The following is a 15,742-nucleotide window of genomic DNA, read 5'->3' as shown; positions in this document are numbered from 1 at the left end:
AACCGGCTCACGCAGGTTCGCAACGGCAACGCCGGTGAGAACCCTGCTATCGCCGACCGAGGGTCGCTGCCGAGGTGGCGTTCCTTGCAGAACGCGACCGAAGACATCCGGCCCGCCGACGTCGGCAAGATCCGGTGTGACTCCGGGCAAAGCCAGGCGAGTCCGCAATAGGCGGTGAGAACCCGCCGAAAGCTGTCACCGGCCGTGTGGCGCGGGGACAACGTCTCCCGTCCGGTGCATTCACCCACGTTCACAGTGGGACCATTCATACTTATTCACACACTGAGCGACAGCGACGGATAGCGGTGACAACGAGAGTAACAGCGATATCGAAATCTCAGTGCGAGCCGCCCGGTCCTTTCCGGTCGGAATCGAGGTCGATATCGAGGTCGTCGAGGAGTTCCTTCGCCCCCTCGCGTTTCTCCTGGTGCTCCTTCAGGAACTCTTTCATCAGCGTCGCGGCCTGCTCCTTGCAGNCGCCGCAGAGTCGCTCGCCGCCGACACACTCCTCGTAGACCTCCTCGACTAGGCCATCGTCGTCGTTGGCGAGCAGGTAGGCATANAGNTCGTAGACNGGNCANTCGTCGGCCTNNCCACCGAGNTCGCGCTGNTTNTCCGCCGTCTCCCGGCCGCCCGTCGTCGCCGCCTTCACCTTNTCGTANCCNTCTTCNGGGTCNTCNAGCAGGCTGATGTGGNNGGCCGGNANNGACGANGACATNTTGCCGCCGGTCAGCCCGGTCATGAAGCGGTGATAGATCGAGGAGGGCTGGATGAAGCCGTAGCCGCCGTTGTCGACTTCGACCTCGCGGGCGAGTTCCTCGGCTGCGTCGAAATCGAGATCGAAGGCGTCGATGTGGCCCTCGTAGACGCGTTTTTCGCCCTCGATGGCATCGATCATCGCCTCGAAGGCGTCTTCGGGACCGTGGCGGTGGAAAAAGCGGACGCGGGGGCGAAGTGGTTCCTTCCCGGCGTTTTGGAGTTTATTGTTTAGTGAGGCCTTCGTACTACCGGTAGTAGAGCCCAGCTTGACGCTGGAATACTCATCTCGATTTGAGGGGTCAACAGCGTCTTCTCCATCACGAAGCAACACCGCAGCATCGATACAGCGAATTGTATCATCGTCGTCGACAATTTCTGTGAGTCGGTCGTACGTTTCAGCAAGCAGGTCCCGCTCTTCCTCGTTATCTTCAATCGAGAAGCTAGCGTATTCGCGTGTGACTTTGAAGAATCGCATCCGCNCGGCGAGGTCGCGGGCGAGNCGGACGTGCGGNTCCTGNTCNGGNCCGACNGGGATNACNGTCGGCTTNGGNNCGTCGACCANCTGCGGATAGAGCATGTCGGCCATCTGGGTGACAACGCTCTGCATGTGGGAGACGCTGGTCTCGCCGTCGAAACCGTAGATCGAGCCAAACTCCGCAAAGCGGGCGTTCGAGCCGAGTTCGAAGGCGAGGTCCTGTAGCTCCCGATTCTCGGACTGCCGGTAGAGTGTCCCCTCGTCGGCGTCGAATCCGAGCGCAAGTAGGCTCAGCAGGTAGCTCTCGGCGTGTTCGTCGATGGNGNNCCANNNGANGCCNCGNGCNGNGTGGGCNTCNAGNTCGGCGATNAGNNCGTAGGCGTCCNCGCCCTGTTCCTGGTGCCAGATGATCTCGTCGAACACNANCTTGTGGCCGATNTGNGGGTCNCCGGTCGGCATGAANCCCGANAGNNCGGCGNCGGGCTCGTCGTTGGCGAGGGCGTCGACGACAGGCTCGTAATCGCGGTGCCCGAAGATAACCCCCCGGCGCATGAGGTAGTGAGGGTTGGGTACGTCGCCGAGAATCGCCTCGAATTCCTCAATGCCGAACTCCTCGAAGAGTTTGCGGTAGTCGGCAATCGTTGACGATCCCCACGGGTCGATGGTCGTCTCGTCGACGCCACCGTCGGGCAGCGCGGCTTCGGAGCGCGTTCCATCGTCGTCGTGCGGGGTGTCGTCAGTCATGGTGTCAGGCGGCTCACGGAGAGCCAGTCTATCTCCCCGTTCGCGCCGGTCAGCGCAAAAACCATTCGTTTCCCGACCCCGCCGGCCAGCCGCACGTCAAGTGAGAGTTCCCGCGGATCGAAGGCATGATCGGCCTCGACGACGCGAACGAGCCGTTCGGAGTGCGGGAGATCTTCCACCGATTCGACGGTATCGTAGGTCCGGAAGTCCGCGCCGAATTTGTACCCCGTCTTCGGGACGACCTGCTGGTCTCGCAACGTCCGGTAGACTGCCAGCCGGCGGTCGAACCGCTCGCCCTCGACGGCCCGTCCCTGTTCGCGGATCGCAGTGTAGCTGGCCGGCGACTGGGGCATCATGTCGCCAGCGACCTCAGTCGCGGTGAGCGTTGTCGTCTCGGCTGCGTCGTCGTCAACGTCCTCGAGGACTAACTGCCCCTCGGCGGCGAGGGCGGCGGCCTCGACGAGTGAGAGTTGGACCGCGCTGTCGATGATCGCCTCCCGGACTTCGAGCGGTTGGCCGTAGAAGCCATGCTCGTAGAAGCCATCGGGGGCATCCCAGACGACGACGCGGTCGCCGATGAGCGAGCCCGTGATTCCCTCGGGCGGGCTGTAGGTCGTCCCGCCGTCGAAATCGGGTGTCGCGGTTTCCAGATAGCTGATCTCGCTTTCCTCGTCAACGACGGCGAGCGTGACGCCGGCCAACTCGCTGGCCGGGATCGACTCGCGCTCGCCAACGACGGCAATGCGGTAAGCCGGCTCGCCGTCTCCGGGTTTCGTCCCGCGTGGCGGAACAAGTAGGTCGATCAAACCGTCATCAACCGCGTCGCCGCCGTCGCCACCGGGCCAGCCCGCGCGTGCGGGCGAGAGATAGAATCCCCGGTCGCGGAGATCAGCGTAGACGAGAAACCGCAGGGCGAACCGCTCGGCGGCCGCAGCGGAGGTGACGAAAAACTCCGCGAAGGAGAGGCGGCCGTCGTCACCATCTGTTGCGTCGTGGCTATCGGTCTCACCGTTGTGATCGACGACAGCCGCGAGGTCGCCACGGAGAAGCAGGTGGGCGGCCTCGACGCGGGAGAGGCGGATCTCGTTGCCGTCGGTCGGCGTGCCGTAGCCGCGGGCGTCGTGGAACTGCTGGCGGGCGTTGCCGCCGACCTCGACGACGCCGTTGCGAAGGTGTCCGTCCATACCGAAAGGGGCGGCGGCGACGCCAAAGGCACACCGATCCGCTGGCGACGCGCCAACTCGGTGCTGGCCTCACAGCGCAAGTCGGCGAACATATCTAGAATTCGTCCAATTGCGAAACCGCTAGTATATTTACATGAGACGGCCCTGTAACGGGCTATGGCCGATGACGTACTGTTGAGTATCGCCGTCGTCGGGCTGGTTTTCCTCGCCGTCGTCGCCAGCGGACTGCTGGCTGTCTACTCCTTTGGGCGGATCGACCACCCGCTGTCGGAGTCCTACGGCGTGTTGATGGCCGTCGACAGCCTCTGGGCGGCCGGCTATTTTTTGATGCTGATCGCTGGCGGGACGGTCCTCGCGGATGTCGGGCTCTTCATCAAAGCGTTGTTCTCGGCACTGGCTGCCTTCGCGTGGTTCCGGTTCGTCAGCGAGTACACCGGCGACAGCGAGTGGGTACCCGGATGGCTCTGGTGGGTCGGTGGCGTTGAATCCGTCCTGTTTGCGGTATTGGTCGCTTTCAATCCCGGTGGACTCATCATCAGCGGCGTCGATGTCGGCCAGTTCGGCGTCGTTACCGCTGCCGTCGAAGCCGCCGGTCTCGGCTCGTTCATCCAACTGTTGCTCGGCGGGGGGCTGGTCGCCGTCTCGCTGGTCCTCCTCGGTCGGTTTTTCATCCAGACGCAGGGGATCTACCGCTATCAGGCGATGATCATCTTCGCTATCGGTGGGATCGTTCTCGTCTCCGCTACCCTGTTTATTACCGACTACCGACCTCATCCGCTGGTCGATCCGACACCGATCCTGTTCAACATCCAAGCACTCGGCGTCGGCTGGGCACTCTACCGCTATGACTTCTTGCGGCTCGCGCCTGTGATCGTCACCCGGTTCTTCCGCGAGATGAGCGACCCAGTGTTGCTCCTCGACGGCGACCGCGTCGTCGCCGACTACAACGCGGCCGCCGCCGAGTTGCTCGGTGAGGTCCGAACACAGGAATCGATCACCGAAATCGGCAACGAGGCGTTCAGCGACACCCTCGAACGGGCTGTCACCGGCCCCGTCACGGGCGTCGAGTACACCGCAGCGGCCGACGGCGGCCCGGAGCGAACCTACGATATCGAGGTGACACAGGTCGCCGACCAGTTCGACATCACGCGGGGCTACGTCGTCGTGCTGCGCGACATCACCGACCGCAAACAGCGTGAACGACAGCTCGAAGAACAAAACGAGCGCCTCGAAGAGTTCGCCGACATCGTCTCCCACGACCTCCGAAACCCGCTTTCGACGGCGAAAGGGTGGCTGAAAGTCGCCGACGACGCCATCACGGGCGAGAACATGGATCTCGATGACGCCCACGAGGGGCTCGATCGGGTCGCCGACGCCCACGACCGGATGGACGAACTCATCGAGGTGCTGCTGACGATGGCCCGGCAGGGCCAGACGGTTGACGATCCCGAACCCGTCGCGCTGGAACAGATCGCCACCGACGCGTGGGCGGTCGCCGAGACCGGTGAGATGGAACTTGTCGTCGAGACCGATCGCACGGTCGCCGCCGACCCCGCCCGGCTCCGACAGGCTTTCGAGAACCTCTTTCGGAACGCCAACGACCACAGCGAGGCATCGACGGTGACGGTCACGGCGACGCCGGACGGCTTCGCCATTGAGGACGACGGCGTGGGGATCGATCCTGACGACCGCGAAGCACTCTTCGAGTTCGGCTACAGCAGCGACGACGAGGGGACGGGGATCGGGCTGGCAGTCGTGAAACGGATCGTCGAGGCCCACGGCTGGCAGATCACCGCCGGCGAGAGCGACGCCGGCGGCGCGCGTTTTCAGATCACCGGCGTTGGGGAGTCGCTGCGGCGGTAACGCGGGTGGGTAATGGCTGCCAGCAACGCATGGAGCATGCCACCAACAGACATACCAGTGGCTTTTGCCGTAACTCTCACGCATAAAACCTTAGAGATATATGCATACTGTACATGACCAAGGGCTTCAACACGCGGAGTCTGCACGCCGGGACGGAGCCCGATCCCGACACCGGCGCGCGGGCCCCACCGATCTATCAGACCTCCTCCTACGTGTTCGACGACGCCGACACCGCCGCGGAACTCTACGCCCTCCAAGAGGAAGGCGACGTGTACTCCCGCGTCTCGAACCCAACGGTTCGCCAGCTCGAAGCCCGGCTGGCCGACCTCGAAGGCGGTGTCGGTGCGATCGCTACCGCCTCCGGGATGGGCGCGTTCGACGCGCTGACGACGGTACTCGCCCAGAGCGGCGACAACATCGTCGCCAGCAGCGACATGTACGGCGGGACCGGCAGCTACCTCTCGACGCTCGCGCCGCGCCGCGGGCTCGAAGCCCGAACAGTCCCCACCCTCGACTACGACGCCTACGAGGAAGCCATCGACGACAACACCGCCTACGTTCACGTCGAAACCATCGCCAACCCCTCGCTCGTCACGCCGGATTTCGAGCGGCTGGCCGATATCGCCCACGACCACGCCGTCCCACTGGTCGTCGACAACACCTTCGGGACGCCCTGTCTGTGTCGGCCCATCGAACACGGCGCGGATATCGTCTGGGAGTCGACGACCAAGTGGATTCACGGCTCGGGGACGACCGTCGGCGGCGTCCTCGTCGACGGCGGCACGTTCCCGTGGGGCCATCCCGACGCCGACTACCCCGAGCTGTCCGGCGAAAACCCCGGCTTCGGATTCGACTTCAGCGAACGGTTCGGCGAGCGGGCGTTCACGCTGGCCGTTCGGCATCGTGCGGTCCGAGCCATCGGCAATCAGCAGTCACCCTTCGATGCGTGGCAGACCATGCAGGGAATCGAAACCCTGCCGTTGCGGATGGATCGCCACTGCGCGAACGCCAACGAAGTAGCGGCGTTTCTCCGCGAGGATCCCCGCGTGGCGTGGGTCACGTATCCCGGTTTCGAGGACCACGAGACCCACGACAACGCTACCGAATACTTGTCGGGCTACGGAGGCATGGTCACCTTCGGCGTCGAGGGGGGTTTCGAGGCCGCCAAGGCGTTCTGCGAGGCCGTCGAGTTGACGAGTTTCCTCGCCAACATCGGCGACGCGAAAACGCTCGTGATTCACCCGGCGTCGACGACCCATGCCCAACTCAGCGAGGACGAACAGCGCGCGGCGGGCGTCGCGCCCGACATGCTCCGCCTGTCGGTCGGTATCGAGAACAGCGAGGACATCGTCGCGGATCTCGACGCCGGATTGGAGGTGGCCGCCGACCAATGACCACCACTATCACCGAGGACGACAAACTGGAGGAAATACATGAGTGCGACTGAGGTCGACCGCGGGACGGTGGAACTCGGCGAGTTCCGCTTCGAGTGCGGCGAGTCGATCCAAAATCTGGAGATTGCCTACGAAGCCTACGGCGAGTTCACCGGCGACAACGCGGTCTTGGTCTGTCACGCGCTGACCGGCAGCCAGAACGTCGCCAGCTACAACACCCCCGGCACCGCGGGCCAGGCCCGCGCGTGGTGGGGCGACATCGTCGGCCCGGGCAAGGCCATCGACACCACTGACTACTACGTCGTCTGCGCGAACGTCCCCGGCTCCTGTTACGGGTCCTCGGGGCCCGCCTCGACGAACCCCGAGACGGGCGAGCCCTACGGCACCGACTTCCCACCAGTGACGATCAGCGACTGGACCCGCGCACAGCGTCGGCTGCTCGACCATCTCGGCGTCGGTCGCCTCCGACTCATCATCGGCGGCAGCGTCGGCGGGATGAACGTCTTGGAGTGGGCGAAACAGTACCCCGACGACGCCGAGTTGATCGCGCCAGTCGCGGCGGCGGCGACACTCGATCCGCAGTGTCTCGCTATCGACGCCGTCGCTCGGCGAGCGATCCGCAGCGACCCCAACTGGAACGGCGGCGACTACTACGGCACCGGTGACGACGACGCCAGCCCGCCACAACAGGGCCTCGCAATCGCTCGCCAACTCGGCCACATCATGTACCTCTCGAAGGCCTCGATGGACCGGAAATTCGGCCGCCGCTCGGCGGGCCGCGATAGCGGGATCGAGGGCAGCGACGCGCTGTTCCCGCNCGANNNNGCCGCNGNNTTNTTCCCCTATCGGGAGGTGGAGTCGTATCTCGACTACAACGGCGAGCGGTTCGCCGAGCGGTTCGACGCGAACAGCTACCTCTACCTGACCCGCGCGATGGACAGCTACGACCTCGCGGNGGGNNACGNNNCCNTCGAGCGGGCGATTTCGGCCTTCGAGGGCGAGGCTTTGCTGCTGTCGTTTACCTCGGATTGGCATTTCACCGTCGCCCAGTCGGAGACGCTGGCCGAGGCGTTCCGCGCCGCCGAGGTGCCCGTCGCCCACCACGTCGTCGACTCCGATCACGGCCACGACGCCTTCCTCGTCGAACCCGAAAACGTCGGGCCGCCGGTGCGGGACTTTCTCAACAATGGCCTGGACGGCCGGGCGATTACGGATACGGCGGCTGACGACGAGGAGAGCGTCGACGACAGCGACGAAGATTTCGCCCCCGTCCACAGCAGCCTGTTTTCCGGGTGAGCGGTCGAGCCACGCTGTTGGCTCACTCGTTTGCGCTATGCCTGCGGCTCGAAAGCGACAGTGGGGTTTACGGTGGATGGCACCGTTTCCCAAGCCGCTATGTCCGACGACGATCACCGATTTACCACCCGAAGTATTCACGCTGGAACGGCCCCCGACGCTGAAACCGGTGCCCGCGCGCCACCGATCCACCAGACCACTTCCTACGTCTTCGACGACGCCGACGACGCCGCCGCCCAATTCGCCCTCGAAAAGCCGGGCCACATCTACTCCCGGCTGATGAACCCCACCGTCGGCCAACTACAGGAACGACTCGCCTCCTTGGAGGGTGGTGTCGGCGCGGTGGCGACGGCCTCCGGGATGGCCGCGATGAACGTCGCCACGTTCCTGCTGGCGGAGGCCGGCGACAACATCGTCTCGGCGTCCTCGCTTTACGGGGGAACCTACACCTACCTCACGCACACGGTCGAACGCCGCGGCGTCACCACGCGCTTCGTCGACACGCTCGATTACGACGCCTATCGTGAGGCCATCGACGACGACACGGCCTACGTCCACCTCGAAACCATCGGCAACCCGGCCCTCGTGACGCCGGACCTCGAACGCATCGCCGACATCGCNCACGAGCACGNCNNGCCGCTGTTCGTGGACAACACGTTTGCAACGCCGGCGCTGTGCCGGCCGCTCGAACACGGCGCCGACTTGGTGTGGGAGTCGACGACGAAGTGGATTCACGGGTCGGGGACGACGGTCGGNGGCNNNCTCNTNGACGGCGGCTCCTTCGACTGGGCGGCCCACGCCGACGACTACCCCGAAATCGGCGCGCCGAACCCCGCCTACCACGGCGTCAACTTCGCCGAGNNGTTCGGCGANGCNGCNTTCACNTACGCCGCNNTCGCNCGCGGGNTNCGNGANCTCGGCAACCAGCAGAGCCCGTTCGACGCGTGGGTGACGCTGCAGGGNCTCGAGACGCTGCCGNTGCGGATGGAGCGNCACTGNGAGAACGCCATGGCCGTCGCCGAGTNNCTCGAGGACCACCCCGACGTGTCGTGGGTGACNTATCCGGGGCTNGANAGCCACGANACNCACGANNNGGCNNCGNANTACCTCGANGGCGGCTACGGCGGGATGATCACNTTNGGNCTNGANGGCGGCTACGACGCCGCCCGCGGCACTGTCGAATCGACTGAGTTGGCCTCGCTGCTGGCGAACGTCGGCGACGCGAAAACGCTGATTATCCACCCGGCGTCAACGACCCACCAGCAGTTGAGCGACGAGGAGAAGCTGTCGGCCGGCGTTACCGACGATCTCGTGCGACTGTCGGTCGGTATCGAAGACCCACAGGACATCATCGACGATCTCGATCAAGCGATCACGCAGTCGAGTTAGATCGCTACCGGCAGCTCAAACGATCTGCTCGCCGTCGTCATCGTAGACCGCGATGGCGTCGACCGGACAGGCCCGGGCGGCGAACTTCGCGTCGAGTTCCTCGCCGTCGGGCACGTCGGCGACGAAAATGTCGTCCTCTGTTTCGTCGCCGCCGTCCAGCACGGCCTTGCCGGCGTCCATATCCTTCTCGAAGCCATCCCACTCGGCGACGCACTGAAACATGCCGATACAGGTGTCACGGTCGAATTCGACTTGCATGGCCCGGTGTTGGGGAGTCGGTCACATAGCCGTGTTGGATACCGGGCCGACGATCGGTCAGTTGTGCTGGGCTAACTGAGCTTGTTCCCACTCGAAGTACTCCGCTAAGCTCTCCTCGGGCGATTGATGATCGATCCCGAGTTCGCGCGTGGCTTTGCTGTTGTCGACACGGACACCGTCGCCGCTCAGGAACGCCAACGTCTCGGCTTCGAACCCCTCCGGCGGCGTGATGACGCGCTCGGCGGCTCGCATCCCACGAGCGAGAACGCCGAAAAGGGCCGATGGGACCGCCCGCGGTGCGGGGACGCCCGTGATCGATTCTGCGCGGTCGAACAGCGCGGGAAGCGACCGTGCCTCGTCGGCGATGATGTACGTTTCGCCGGGGTCGCCGTGTGTCATCGCCCGGAGATGCGATCGAGCGGTGTCGGCGGCGTGTTCGAAGGGAAACGCCCAGTCGCGTGGGACCATCGGGAGTTCTTCCTGGAGATACGCACGCAGAAACCCGCGTGTCGTCCCGTAGGGTTTGTCCCACCGACCGAAGACGTTGCCCGGCATGACAACAACGAGCGGCAACCCGTCGTCGATGAACCCGTTTGCAACGTCGCAATGGGCCTCCCACTTCGTCCGGAGATACACCGACTGCGGCGGTCGATCCGGAAGGTCCGTCTCATCAACGGGTCCCTGCACGTCGCTAAACAACCCGACCGTACTGGTGTAGACCCCCTTCGGAACCTCCAACTCGTCCATCAGTTCGAAGACGTTCCGCGTGCCGTCGACGTTGACGCGTTCGGCCGTCTCGACGTTGTCGGGGCCGGGGCCAAGATACGCCCACGCGGCGATATGAAAAACGCCGTCGACCCCCGTCATCGGCTCACGGAGACTCTCCTTGTCGGTGATATCACCCTCGACAACAGTGATCTCGTCGGGGAGATGTGCCGCGTTCGACCGCGACCGCGTCACCGCAACGACATCATGGCCTGCTTCGACGAGGTGACAGACGAGATGCGAGCCGACAACGCCGGTTGCGCCGGTAACCAAATACTCCATGCAGTAGCGGCCATGAGAAAACAGATAGCGGTTTGTGCAACATGTTGTGTGGAACAGTCGCCACACAGTGCCGGCCTCATCACACCAGTACCGACCCGAAGCGAGAGTAGGTTTTTATCCGGTGGGGCAGGTGGGACGAACCGATGATCGACGAGACTGACACCACCGTCGAACAGCTCTCTGCGCGCGAGCGACGCCGACTCTTCCGGACGCTACGGACAGGTGAGTGTGGACTGGCCGAACTCAGACAGACGACCGGGGTGGCGGCGAAGACGCTTGCGGCGACGTTGGATGACCTCCGTGAGCGGGGGCTGCTGGAGGAACGAACGACGGAACGTGAGACACTGGAGACGGAGTACCGATGCAGCCAGGAACTCACGGGGGCGGAGCCAGCCCCAATCACCCGGAGCTACGTTCTGACGGCGACCGGAGAATCGGTGTGCGCGACACTAAACACAACAGTGTGTGCAGCCGTCTGAGCCGAGCAAAAGGAGAGAGGGAGAGAGACCGGCGAGGGGTTACAGATCAGCCACGTCTTCGATCGCGTCGGTNAGNNCCTTNANGCNCTCGACGGTGTGCTCGCCCATGTGGCCGATCCGGAACGTCTCCTCGCCGANNNTATCTCCGTAGCCGTTCGAGAACACCATGTCGTACTCCTCGCTCACCTCATCGATGGTCGCGGCCACGTCGATACCGCGGGTGTTCTCGACGCAGGTGACGGTCTGNGACTCGTAGCCGNNNTCGGGGAACATGGCGAAGTGCTCGTCGGCCCAGCCNNGGNCGTANTCNGCCATCTCNNNGTGGCGNTCGNCNCGNNCGTCGTGACCCTCGTCGAGCATGTGTTTCATCTGCTTTCGGTAGGCGAGCATGAGCGGAATGGCGGGCGTCGAGTGGGTCTGGCCCTTCCGGTCGTAGTAGTCGAGCGCGCGCTGGAAGCCGCCGTACCACGAGGCGGACTCCTTCTCGAGTTCCCGCTCGTAGGCCGCGTCGCTGACGGTACACACCGCCAGCCCCGGTGGCATCGCGAACGCCTTCTGCGTGGAGGTGAAGATCGCGTCGATGTTGTGCTCCTCGACGTCGATGTAATCGCCGCCGAGACAGGAGATGGCGTCGACGACGAAGTAGGTGTCCGGGTAGTCGCCGAGCAGATCGCCGATCGCCTCGACGGGGTTNCGNANGCCNGTNGANNTCTCGTTCATGACCGTGGCGACGACATCGTAGTGTTTGTCGCTCGTCTCCAGTTCCTCGCGGATATCCTCGGGTTTGACGGCCTCNCCCCANTCGTANTCGANGCGGTCGACGCTCTTGCCGAGCCGTTCGGCGACGTTCGCCTGTCGCTCGCTGAACGCCCCGGAGGTCGGGACGAGCATCCGGTCGTCGACGAGGTTGAGCGTCGTCGCCTCCCAGAACTCCGTCCCGGAGGCCGTGAGCACAATCACGTCGTCGTCGGTGTCGAGGAACGTCTTCGTGTCCTCGACGATGGTCGTGTACAGGTCGGTCATCCGGTCCATCCGGTGGCCGAACATCGGCTCGGCCATCGCCTCGATGACGTCGTCGCGCACCTCGGTCGGGCCGGGCAGNTACAGCGTCTTNTCGGGGTAATCNNCNGTGTANTCTTGTTTTTTCGTCACGGAATCCACCTTGTAGCAGTGGATCGTCGGCGAGAGGGCATGGTAGTTTTGATACCGCGCTGGCTGGCGCGGTGGCAACAACGCGGAACTGCTGTCCGGAAATTTAAACCCCACCACCAGCCAAGGGCTGGCAATGAAGCCAGCCGAGATCCCCGGGCTGCCGCCGGGGGTCGCCGACCAACTCGAAGGCGAGGGGATCGAGGAGCTGTACCCACCCCAAGCCGAGGCCGTCGAGGCCGGCCTGACCGAAGGGCAAAGTCTCGTCGCCTCCGTGCCGACCGCCAGCGGAAAAACGCTGATCGCCGAACTCGCCATGCTGTCGGCAATCGAACGCGGCGGCACGGCCCTCTATATCGTCCCGCTCCGCGCGCTCGCCAGCGAGAAGAAAGCCGAATTCGAACGCTGGGAGGACCAGGGCTTTTCGGTCGGCGTCTCGACCGGCAACTACGACGCCAGCGGCGAGTGGCTGGCGAGCCGCGACATCATCGTCGCCACCAGCGAGAAAGTCGACTCGCTGGTCCGGAACAACGCGCCGTGGATCGACGACCTCTCGTGTGTCGTTGCCGACGAAGTCCACCTCGTCGACGACAAAAATCGCGGGCCAACGCTGGAGGTCACCCTCGCCAAACTCCGACGGATNAACCCNGNCCTNCAGNNNGTCGCGCTGTCGGCGACCNTCGGCAACGCCGNNGAGNTCGCCGANTGGCTCGACGCCGAACTCGTNNANTCNNNNTGGCGNCCCATCGANCTCCGNANGGGCGTCCACTACGGCNACGCGATCAACTTCGACGACGGCAGCCAACGCGAAGTCCCGGTCGATGGTAAGCAACGTCAGACCGAAGCCCTCGTCGACGACACCCTCGCGGAGGGCGGCTCGACGCTCGTGTTTGTGAACTCCAGACGGAACGCCGAGTCCGCGGCGGATCGACAGGCCGGCGTCGTCGACCGCCATCTCACCGACGACGAGCGCGCCGACCTCCGTGAGCTCGCAAGCGAGATCCGACAGGTCTCCGATACCGACACCAGCGACGACCTCGCCGACTGCGTCGAGCGCGGCGCGGCGTTCCATCACGCCGGGCTGGCCGCCGAACACCGCNGNCTCGTCGAGGACGCCTTTCGNGACCGNCTNNTCAAANNNNTCTGNGCGACGCCGACCCTCGCNGCNGGNGTCAACACCCCNNNCCGACGGGTCGTNGTCCGCGACTGGCGACGCTACGACGGCGAGTTCGGCGGGATGCAACCGCTCGACACACTCGAAATCCACCAAATGTGCGGTCGCGCCGGCCGCCCCGGTCTCGACCCCTACGGCGAGGCCGTGCTGCTGGCCGACAACAACGAAACGATGGACGAACTCTTCGAGCGATACGTCTGGGCCGACCCCGATCCCGTCCGCTCGAAGTTGGCCGCCGAACCCGCGCTCCGAACCCATCTGCTGGCGACGATTTCCTCTGGCTTCGCCAACAGCCGCGAGGCCCTGCTGGAGTTCTTGGACGCGACACTGTATGCGACACAGACTGGCGACGATAGCCGACTGGAATCTGTGACCGACACCGTCCTCGCATACTTGGAGCGCAACGGGTTCATCGAACGCGACGACGACACGCTCCGCGCGACCGACATCGGCCACACCGTCTCGCGGCTCTATCTCGATCCGATGAGTGCCGCCGAAATCATCGACGGCCTGCGGTATGCCGAAGAGAACCGCGGCGAGACGGCGACGAGAGACACAGCAGCGACGAACGGCGACGACGAACTGGAGCGACCGGCCGCCGAGGATGGGTTCGTCTCAGCGAGCGAACTACAATCGAACGGGGCGGACGGCAATAGCGATGAAGATACCGAAACGGAAGACGACGACAGCGACGACGCGGAGCCGGCCCAACCGACACCCCTCGGCCTCTATCACCTCGTCAGCCGGACGCCGGATATGTACGAACTCTACCTGAAATCCGGGGATCGAGACACCTACACCGAGTTCTGCTACGAACACGAAGCCGAATTCCTCGGTCGCGTCCCCTCAGAGTACGAAGAGGTCGCNTTCGANGACTGGCTNNCCGCGCTGAAGACGGCGAAACTGCTNGANGACTGGGCNAGCGAGNNCGACGAGGANCGCATCACNGANCGGTACGGCGTCGGCCCNGGCGACATNCGNGGGAAGGTCGANACCGCCGAGTGGCTGCTCGGCGCGGCCGAACAGTTGGCCGGCGAACTCGGCCTCTCCTCCCGCGTGGCCATCCGCGAGGCGAAAAAGCGGATCGAGTACGGCGTCCGCGAGGAACTGCTCGATCTCGCGGGCGTGCGCAACGTCGGCCGAAAACGTGCCCGACGGCTCTACGAGGCCGGGGTCGAGAGCCGTGCCGACCTGCGGGACGCCGACAAAAGCGTCGTCCTCGGCGCGCTCCGCGGCCGGGAGAAAACGGCCGAAACGATCCTCGAAAACGTCGGCCGGCAGGACCCCGCGATGGACGATGTCAGCGCGGCCGAAACCCCGACCGCGGCTGTCCAGTCGGGCGAGAGTGGCGGCGACAGCACCAGTGACCGCACCGCCAGCGAGGACAGCGACGACCAGTCGAGTCTGGGTGATTTCGGATGAGAACCGTCGCCGCGGCGACGACTATCGACGACCTCGACGACTTTCTTGCCGAAATCGACGCGATCAGCGAGGCGACCGGCACGGCGATCCAGTGTTTCGACGCCGACTACGTCGCCGGCGACCGCCATCTCCGACGTGCGGTCGAGTTGGCTGCTCGGGCCCGCGAGCAGGGCACGGCCGTCGCCCGCGAGCCGGCGGTCGAAATCCTGCTGTATGCAGCCGGCCGGCGGCAGATCAACCAAGCACTCGAAATGGGGGTCGACGAGGGCGAAACCGACGTTGTCAGCGTCGTCAGCGGTGGCGACGAAGCGGTAGCCGAACAGCGGGTGCGAGAACTACTCGGTGCGAGCGACGCCAGCAACGACAACGACGACAGCATCCCACTCGGCGACGAGGAAACGATCAAGTCGTTTTTCGATATCGGCGACGCCGAGTTGGGGGTCGTAGACGGTGAGTTGGAGGATATCGTCATCGAACGCGTCGCGCTGCTCGATGTCGAAAAGTAGCCGGGTTTCGGCCAACCCCCTCTGTTTCAACTGGAGATCAGCTGACGCGTGTCTGACGCACGGCCGACGCGTGTTCGTATCGTGGCAAACCGTCGGAAAAGATCGAACGGTCGAATAGTTCCACCAGGATTCGAACCTGGGTCGTTGCCCCCAGAAGGCAACAGGATTGGCCACTACCCCATGGAACTGCGCGTTCGATGGAAGTGGACCAGTTTACAAAACCGTGTCGGTTCCCCGACTGCGGCGAGTCCGTCATGCGAATCATCATCACTCGTAGCTGTATCAGCAGCTATTTGTCCGGCAGCGACCCTCCATGGTGTATGTACATCGGCCGTTTCATCGTCGTCGGTCCGGGCGTCGGCGCGTACCGCGTCTCCTCCCGGTCGTTCCCAAACCGCCGGATCGCTGACCGCGATGGTCTGCTGACCGTCGAACCGACACCAGACGCCCCGGAAACGGACAACCCCTACGTCTCCTACAACTGTCTTCAGGTGGTCTCGCCGCCAGCCAGCGACGAGGAGTGGGTCGTCGTCGGCAACGGCTCTCACGTCGATCCNATCNCCGAAAAGATCGACCGCGGCTACCCCGCCCGCGACGCGCTGG

11 protein-coding genes, 1 tRNA gene and 2 pseudogenes (1 of these 14 running past the window's edge) are annotated in these 15,742 nt (G+C 64.5%); 8 read left to right on the top strand and 6 right to left on the bottom strand.

The window, feature by feature from the left end; translation table 11 throughout:
* Positions 1-337 precede the first annotated feature (337 nt).
* Both EGH24_RS03450 and endA read right to left on the bottom strand, forming a co-directional pair.
* Entirely contained in the window at positions 338-1,978 is a 1,641-nt protein-coding gene (locus EGH24_RS03450; protein ID WP_142978760.1) for a tryptophan--tRNA ligase, read from the bottom strand.
* Positions 1,975-3,162 carry a tRNA-intron lyase gene (gene endA / locus EGH24_RS03445; RefSeq protein WP_142978759.1) on the bottom strand — a complete coding sequence of 396 codons (1,188 nt, stop codon included), beginning with the start codon at positions 3,160-3,162 and terminating at the stop codon, positions 1,975-1,977. The genes EGH24_RS03450 and endA overlap by 4 nt, the downstream gene beginning before the upstream one ends.
* A gap of 156 nt (positions 3,163-3,318) precedes the next feature.
* Between endA and EGH24_RS03440 the strand changes: the two genes are divergently transcribed.
* From EGH24_RS03440 to EGH24_RS03425, 4 genes and pseudogenes are all read left to right on the top strand, one after another.
* Positions 3,319-5,025, top strand: a complete 1,707-nt coding sequence (locus EGH24_RS03440) for a sensor histidine kinase (protein ID WP_142978758.1) — start codon at positions 3,319-3,321, stop codon at positions 5,023-5,025.
* Positions 5,026-5,138: 113 nt separating this feature from the next.
* On the top strand, positions 5,139-6,419 hold the full coding sequence (locus tag EGH24_RS03435) for an O-acetylhomoserine aminocarboxypropyltransferase/cysteine synthase family protein (protein WP_142978757.1): 1,281 nt from the start codon (positions 5,139-5,141) through the stop codon (positions 6,417-6,419).
* Positions 6,420-6,458: 39 nt separating this feature from the next.
* A pseudogene (gene metX / locus EGH24_RS03430) lies at positions 6,459-7,715 on the top strand (homoserine O-acetyltransferase MetX).
* A 99-nt stretch (positions 7,716-7,814) separates the two neighbouring features.
* Positions 7,815-9,104 (top strand): O-acetylhomoserine aminocarboxypropyltransferase/cysteine synthase family protein, encoded by a 1,290-nt coding sequence (locus EGH24_RS03425; RefSeq protein WP_142978756.1) that lies wholly within the window; start codon positions 7,815-7,817, stop codon positions 9,102-9,104.
* A 15-nt stretch (positions 9,105-9,119) separates the two neighbouring features.
* On the opposite strand, the gene EGH24_RS03420 is transcribed toward EGH24_RS03425, so the two are convergent.
* Positions 9,120-9,362 carry a ferredoxin gene (locus tag EGH24_RS03420; RefSeq protein ID WP_142978755.1) on the bottom strand — a complete coding sequence of 81 codons (243 nt, stop codon included), beginning with the start codon at positions 9,360-9,362 and terminating at the stop codon, positions 9,120-9,122.
* 57 nt (positions 9,363-9,419) lie between these two features.
* Positions 9,420-10,409, bottom strand: coding sequence for an NAD-dependent epimerase/dehydratase family protein (locus tag EGH24_RS03415; protein ID WP_142978754.1), 990 nt, complete (start codon positions 10,407-10,409; stop codon positions 9,420-9,422).
* Positions 10,410-10,552: 143 nt separating this feature from the next.
* Between EGH24_RS03415 and EGH24_RS03410 the strand changes: the two genes are divergently transcribed.
* Positions 10,553-10,888, top strand: a complete 336-nt coding sequence (locus EGH24_RS03410; RefSeq protein ID WP_142978753.1) for a hypothetical protein — start codon at positions 10,553-10,555, stop codon at positions 10,886-10,888.
* Between the two features lie 39 nt (positions 10,889-10,927).
* Here the strand turns inward: EGH24_RS03410 and EGH24_RS03405 are convergent, their stop codons facing one another.
* Complete coding sequence (locus EGH24_RS03405; RefSeq protein WP_142978799.1) at positions 10,928-12,040, bottom strand: pyridoxal-phosphate-dependent aminotransferase family protein; 1,113 nt, start codon at positions 12,038-12,040, stop codon at positions 10,928-10,930.
* A gap of 133 nt (positions 12,041-12,173) precedes the next feature.
* On the opposite strand from EGH24_RS03405, the gene EGH24_RS03400 reads away from it, so the two are divergent.
* The gene (locus EGH24_RS03400) at positions 12,174-14,633 is read left to right on the top strand and encodes an ATP-dependent DNA helicase (RefSeq protein ID WP_142978752.1); all 2,460 of its coding nucleotides are present in this window, start codon (positions 12,174-12,176) and stop codon (positions 14,631-14,633) included.
* Complete coding sequence (gene cgi121 / locus EGH24_RS03395; protein ID WP_142978751.1) at positions 14,630-15,139, top strand: KEOPS complex subunit Cgi121; 510 nt, start codon at positions 14,630-14,632, stop codon at positions 15,137-15,139. The genes EGH24_RS03400 and cgi121 overlap by 4 nt, the downstream gene beginning before the upstream one ends.
* Before the next feature lie 115 nt (positions 15,140-15,254).
* Here cgi121 and EGH24_RS03390 read toward each other — a convergent pair.
* Positions 15,255-15,327: transfer RNA gene (locus EGH24_RS03390), tRNA-Gln, on the bottom strand.
* A gap of 132 nt (positions 15,328-15,459) precedes the next feature.
* Here EGH24_RS03390 and EGH24_RS03385 point away from each other — a divergent pair.
* Positions 15,460-15,742, top strand: a pseudogene (locus tag EGH24_RS03385) (IMP cyclohydrolase); it runs 316 nt beyond the window's last position.

This window comes from Halonotius terrestris (assembly GCF_006861665.1).
Classification (GTDB): Archaea; Halobacteriota; Halobacteria; order Halobacteriales; family Haloferacaceae; genus Halonotius; species Halonotius terrestris.
Note: the sequence above shows the minus strand (reverse complement) of the source record. Positions and strands in the feature narration are given on the sequence as shown.

Bases quoted from the DNA above. Each gene is read 5' to 3' on its own strand.
- EGH24_RS03440 (WP_142978758.1), top strand. From the start codon at position 3,319: ATGGCCGATGACGTACTGTTGAGTATCGCCGTCGTCGGGCTGGTTTTC.
- endA (WP_142978759.1), bottom strand. From the start codon at position 3,162: ATGGACGGACACCTTCGCAACGGCGTCGTCGAGGTCGGCGGCAACGCC.
- EGH24_RS03435 (WP_142978757.1), top strand. From the start codon at position 5,139: ATGACCAAGGGCTTCAACACGCGGAGTCTGCACGCCGGGACGGAGCCC.
- EGH24_RS03420 (WP_142978755.1), bottom strand. From the start codon at position 9,362: ATGCAAGTCGAATTCGACCGTGACACCTGTATCGGCATGTTTCAGTGC.
- cgi121 (WP_142978751.1), top strand. From the start codon at position 14,630: ATGAGAACCGTCGCCGCGGCGACGACTATCGACGACCTCGACGACTTT.
- EGH24_RS03410 (WP_142978753.1), top strand. From the start codon at position 10,553: ATGATCGACGAGACTGACACCACCGTCGAACAGCTCTCTGCGCGCGAG.
- EGH24_RS03415 (WP_142978754.1), bottom strand. From the start codon at position 10,409: ATGGAGTATTTGGTTACCGGCGCAACCGGCGTTGTCGGCTCGCATCTC.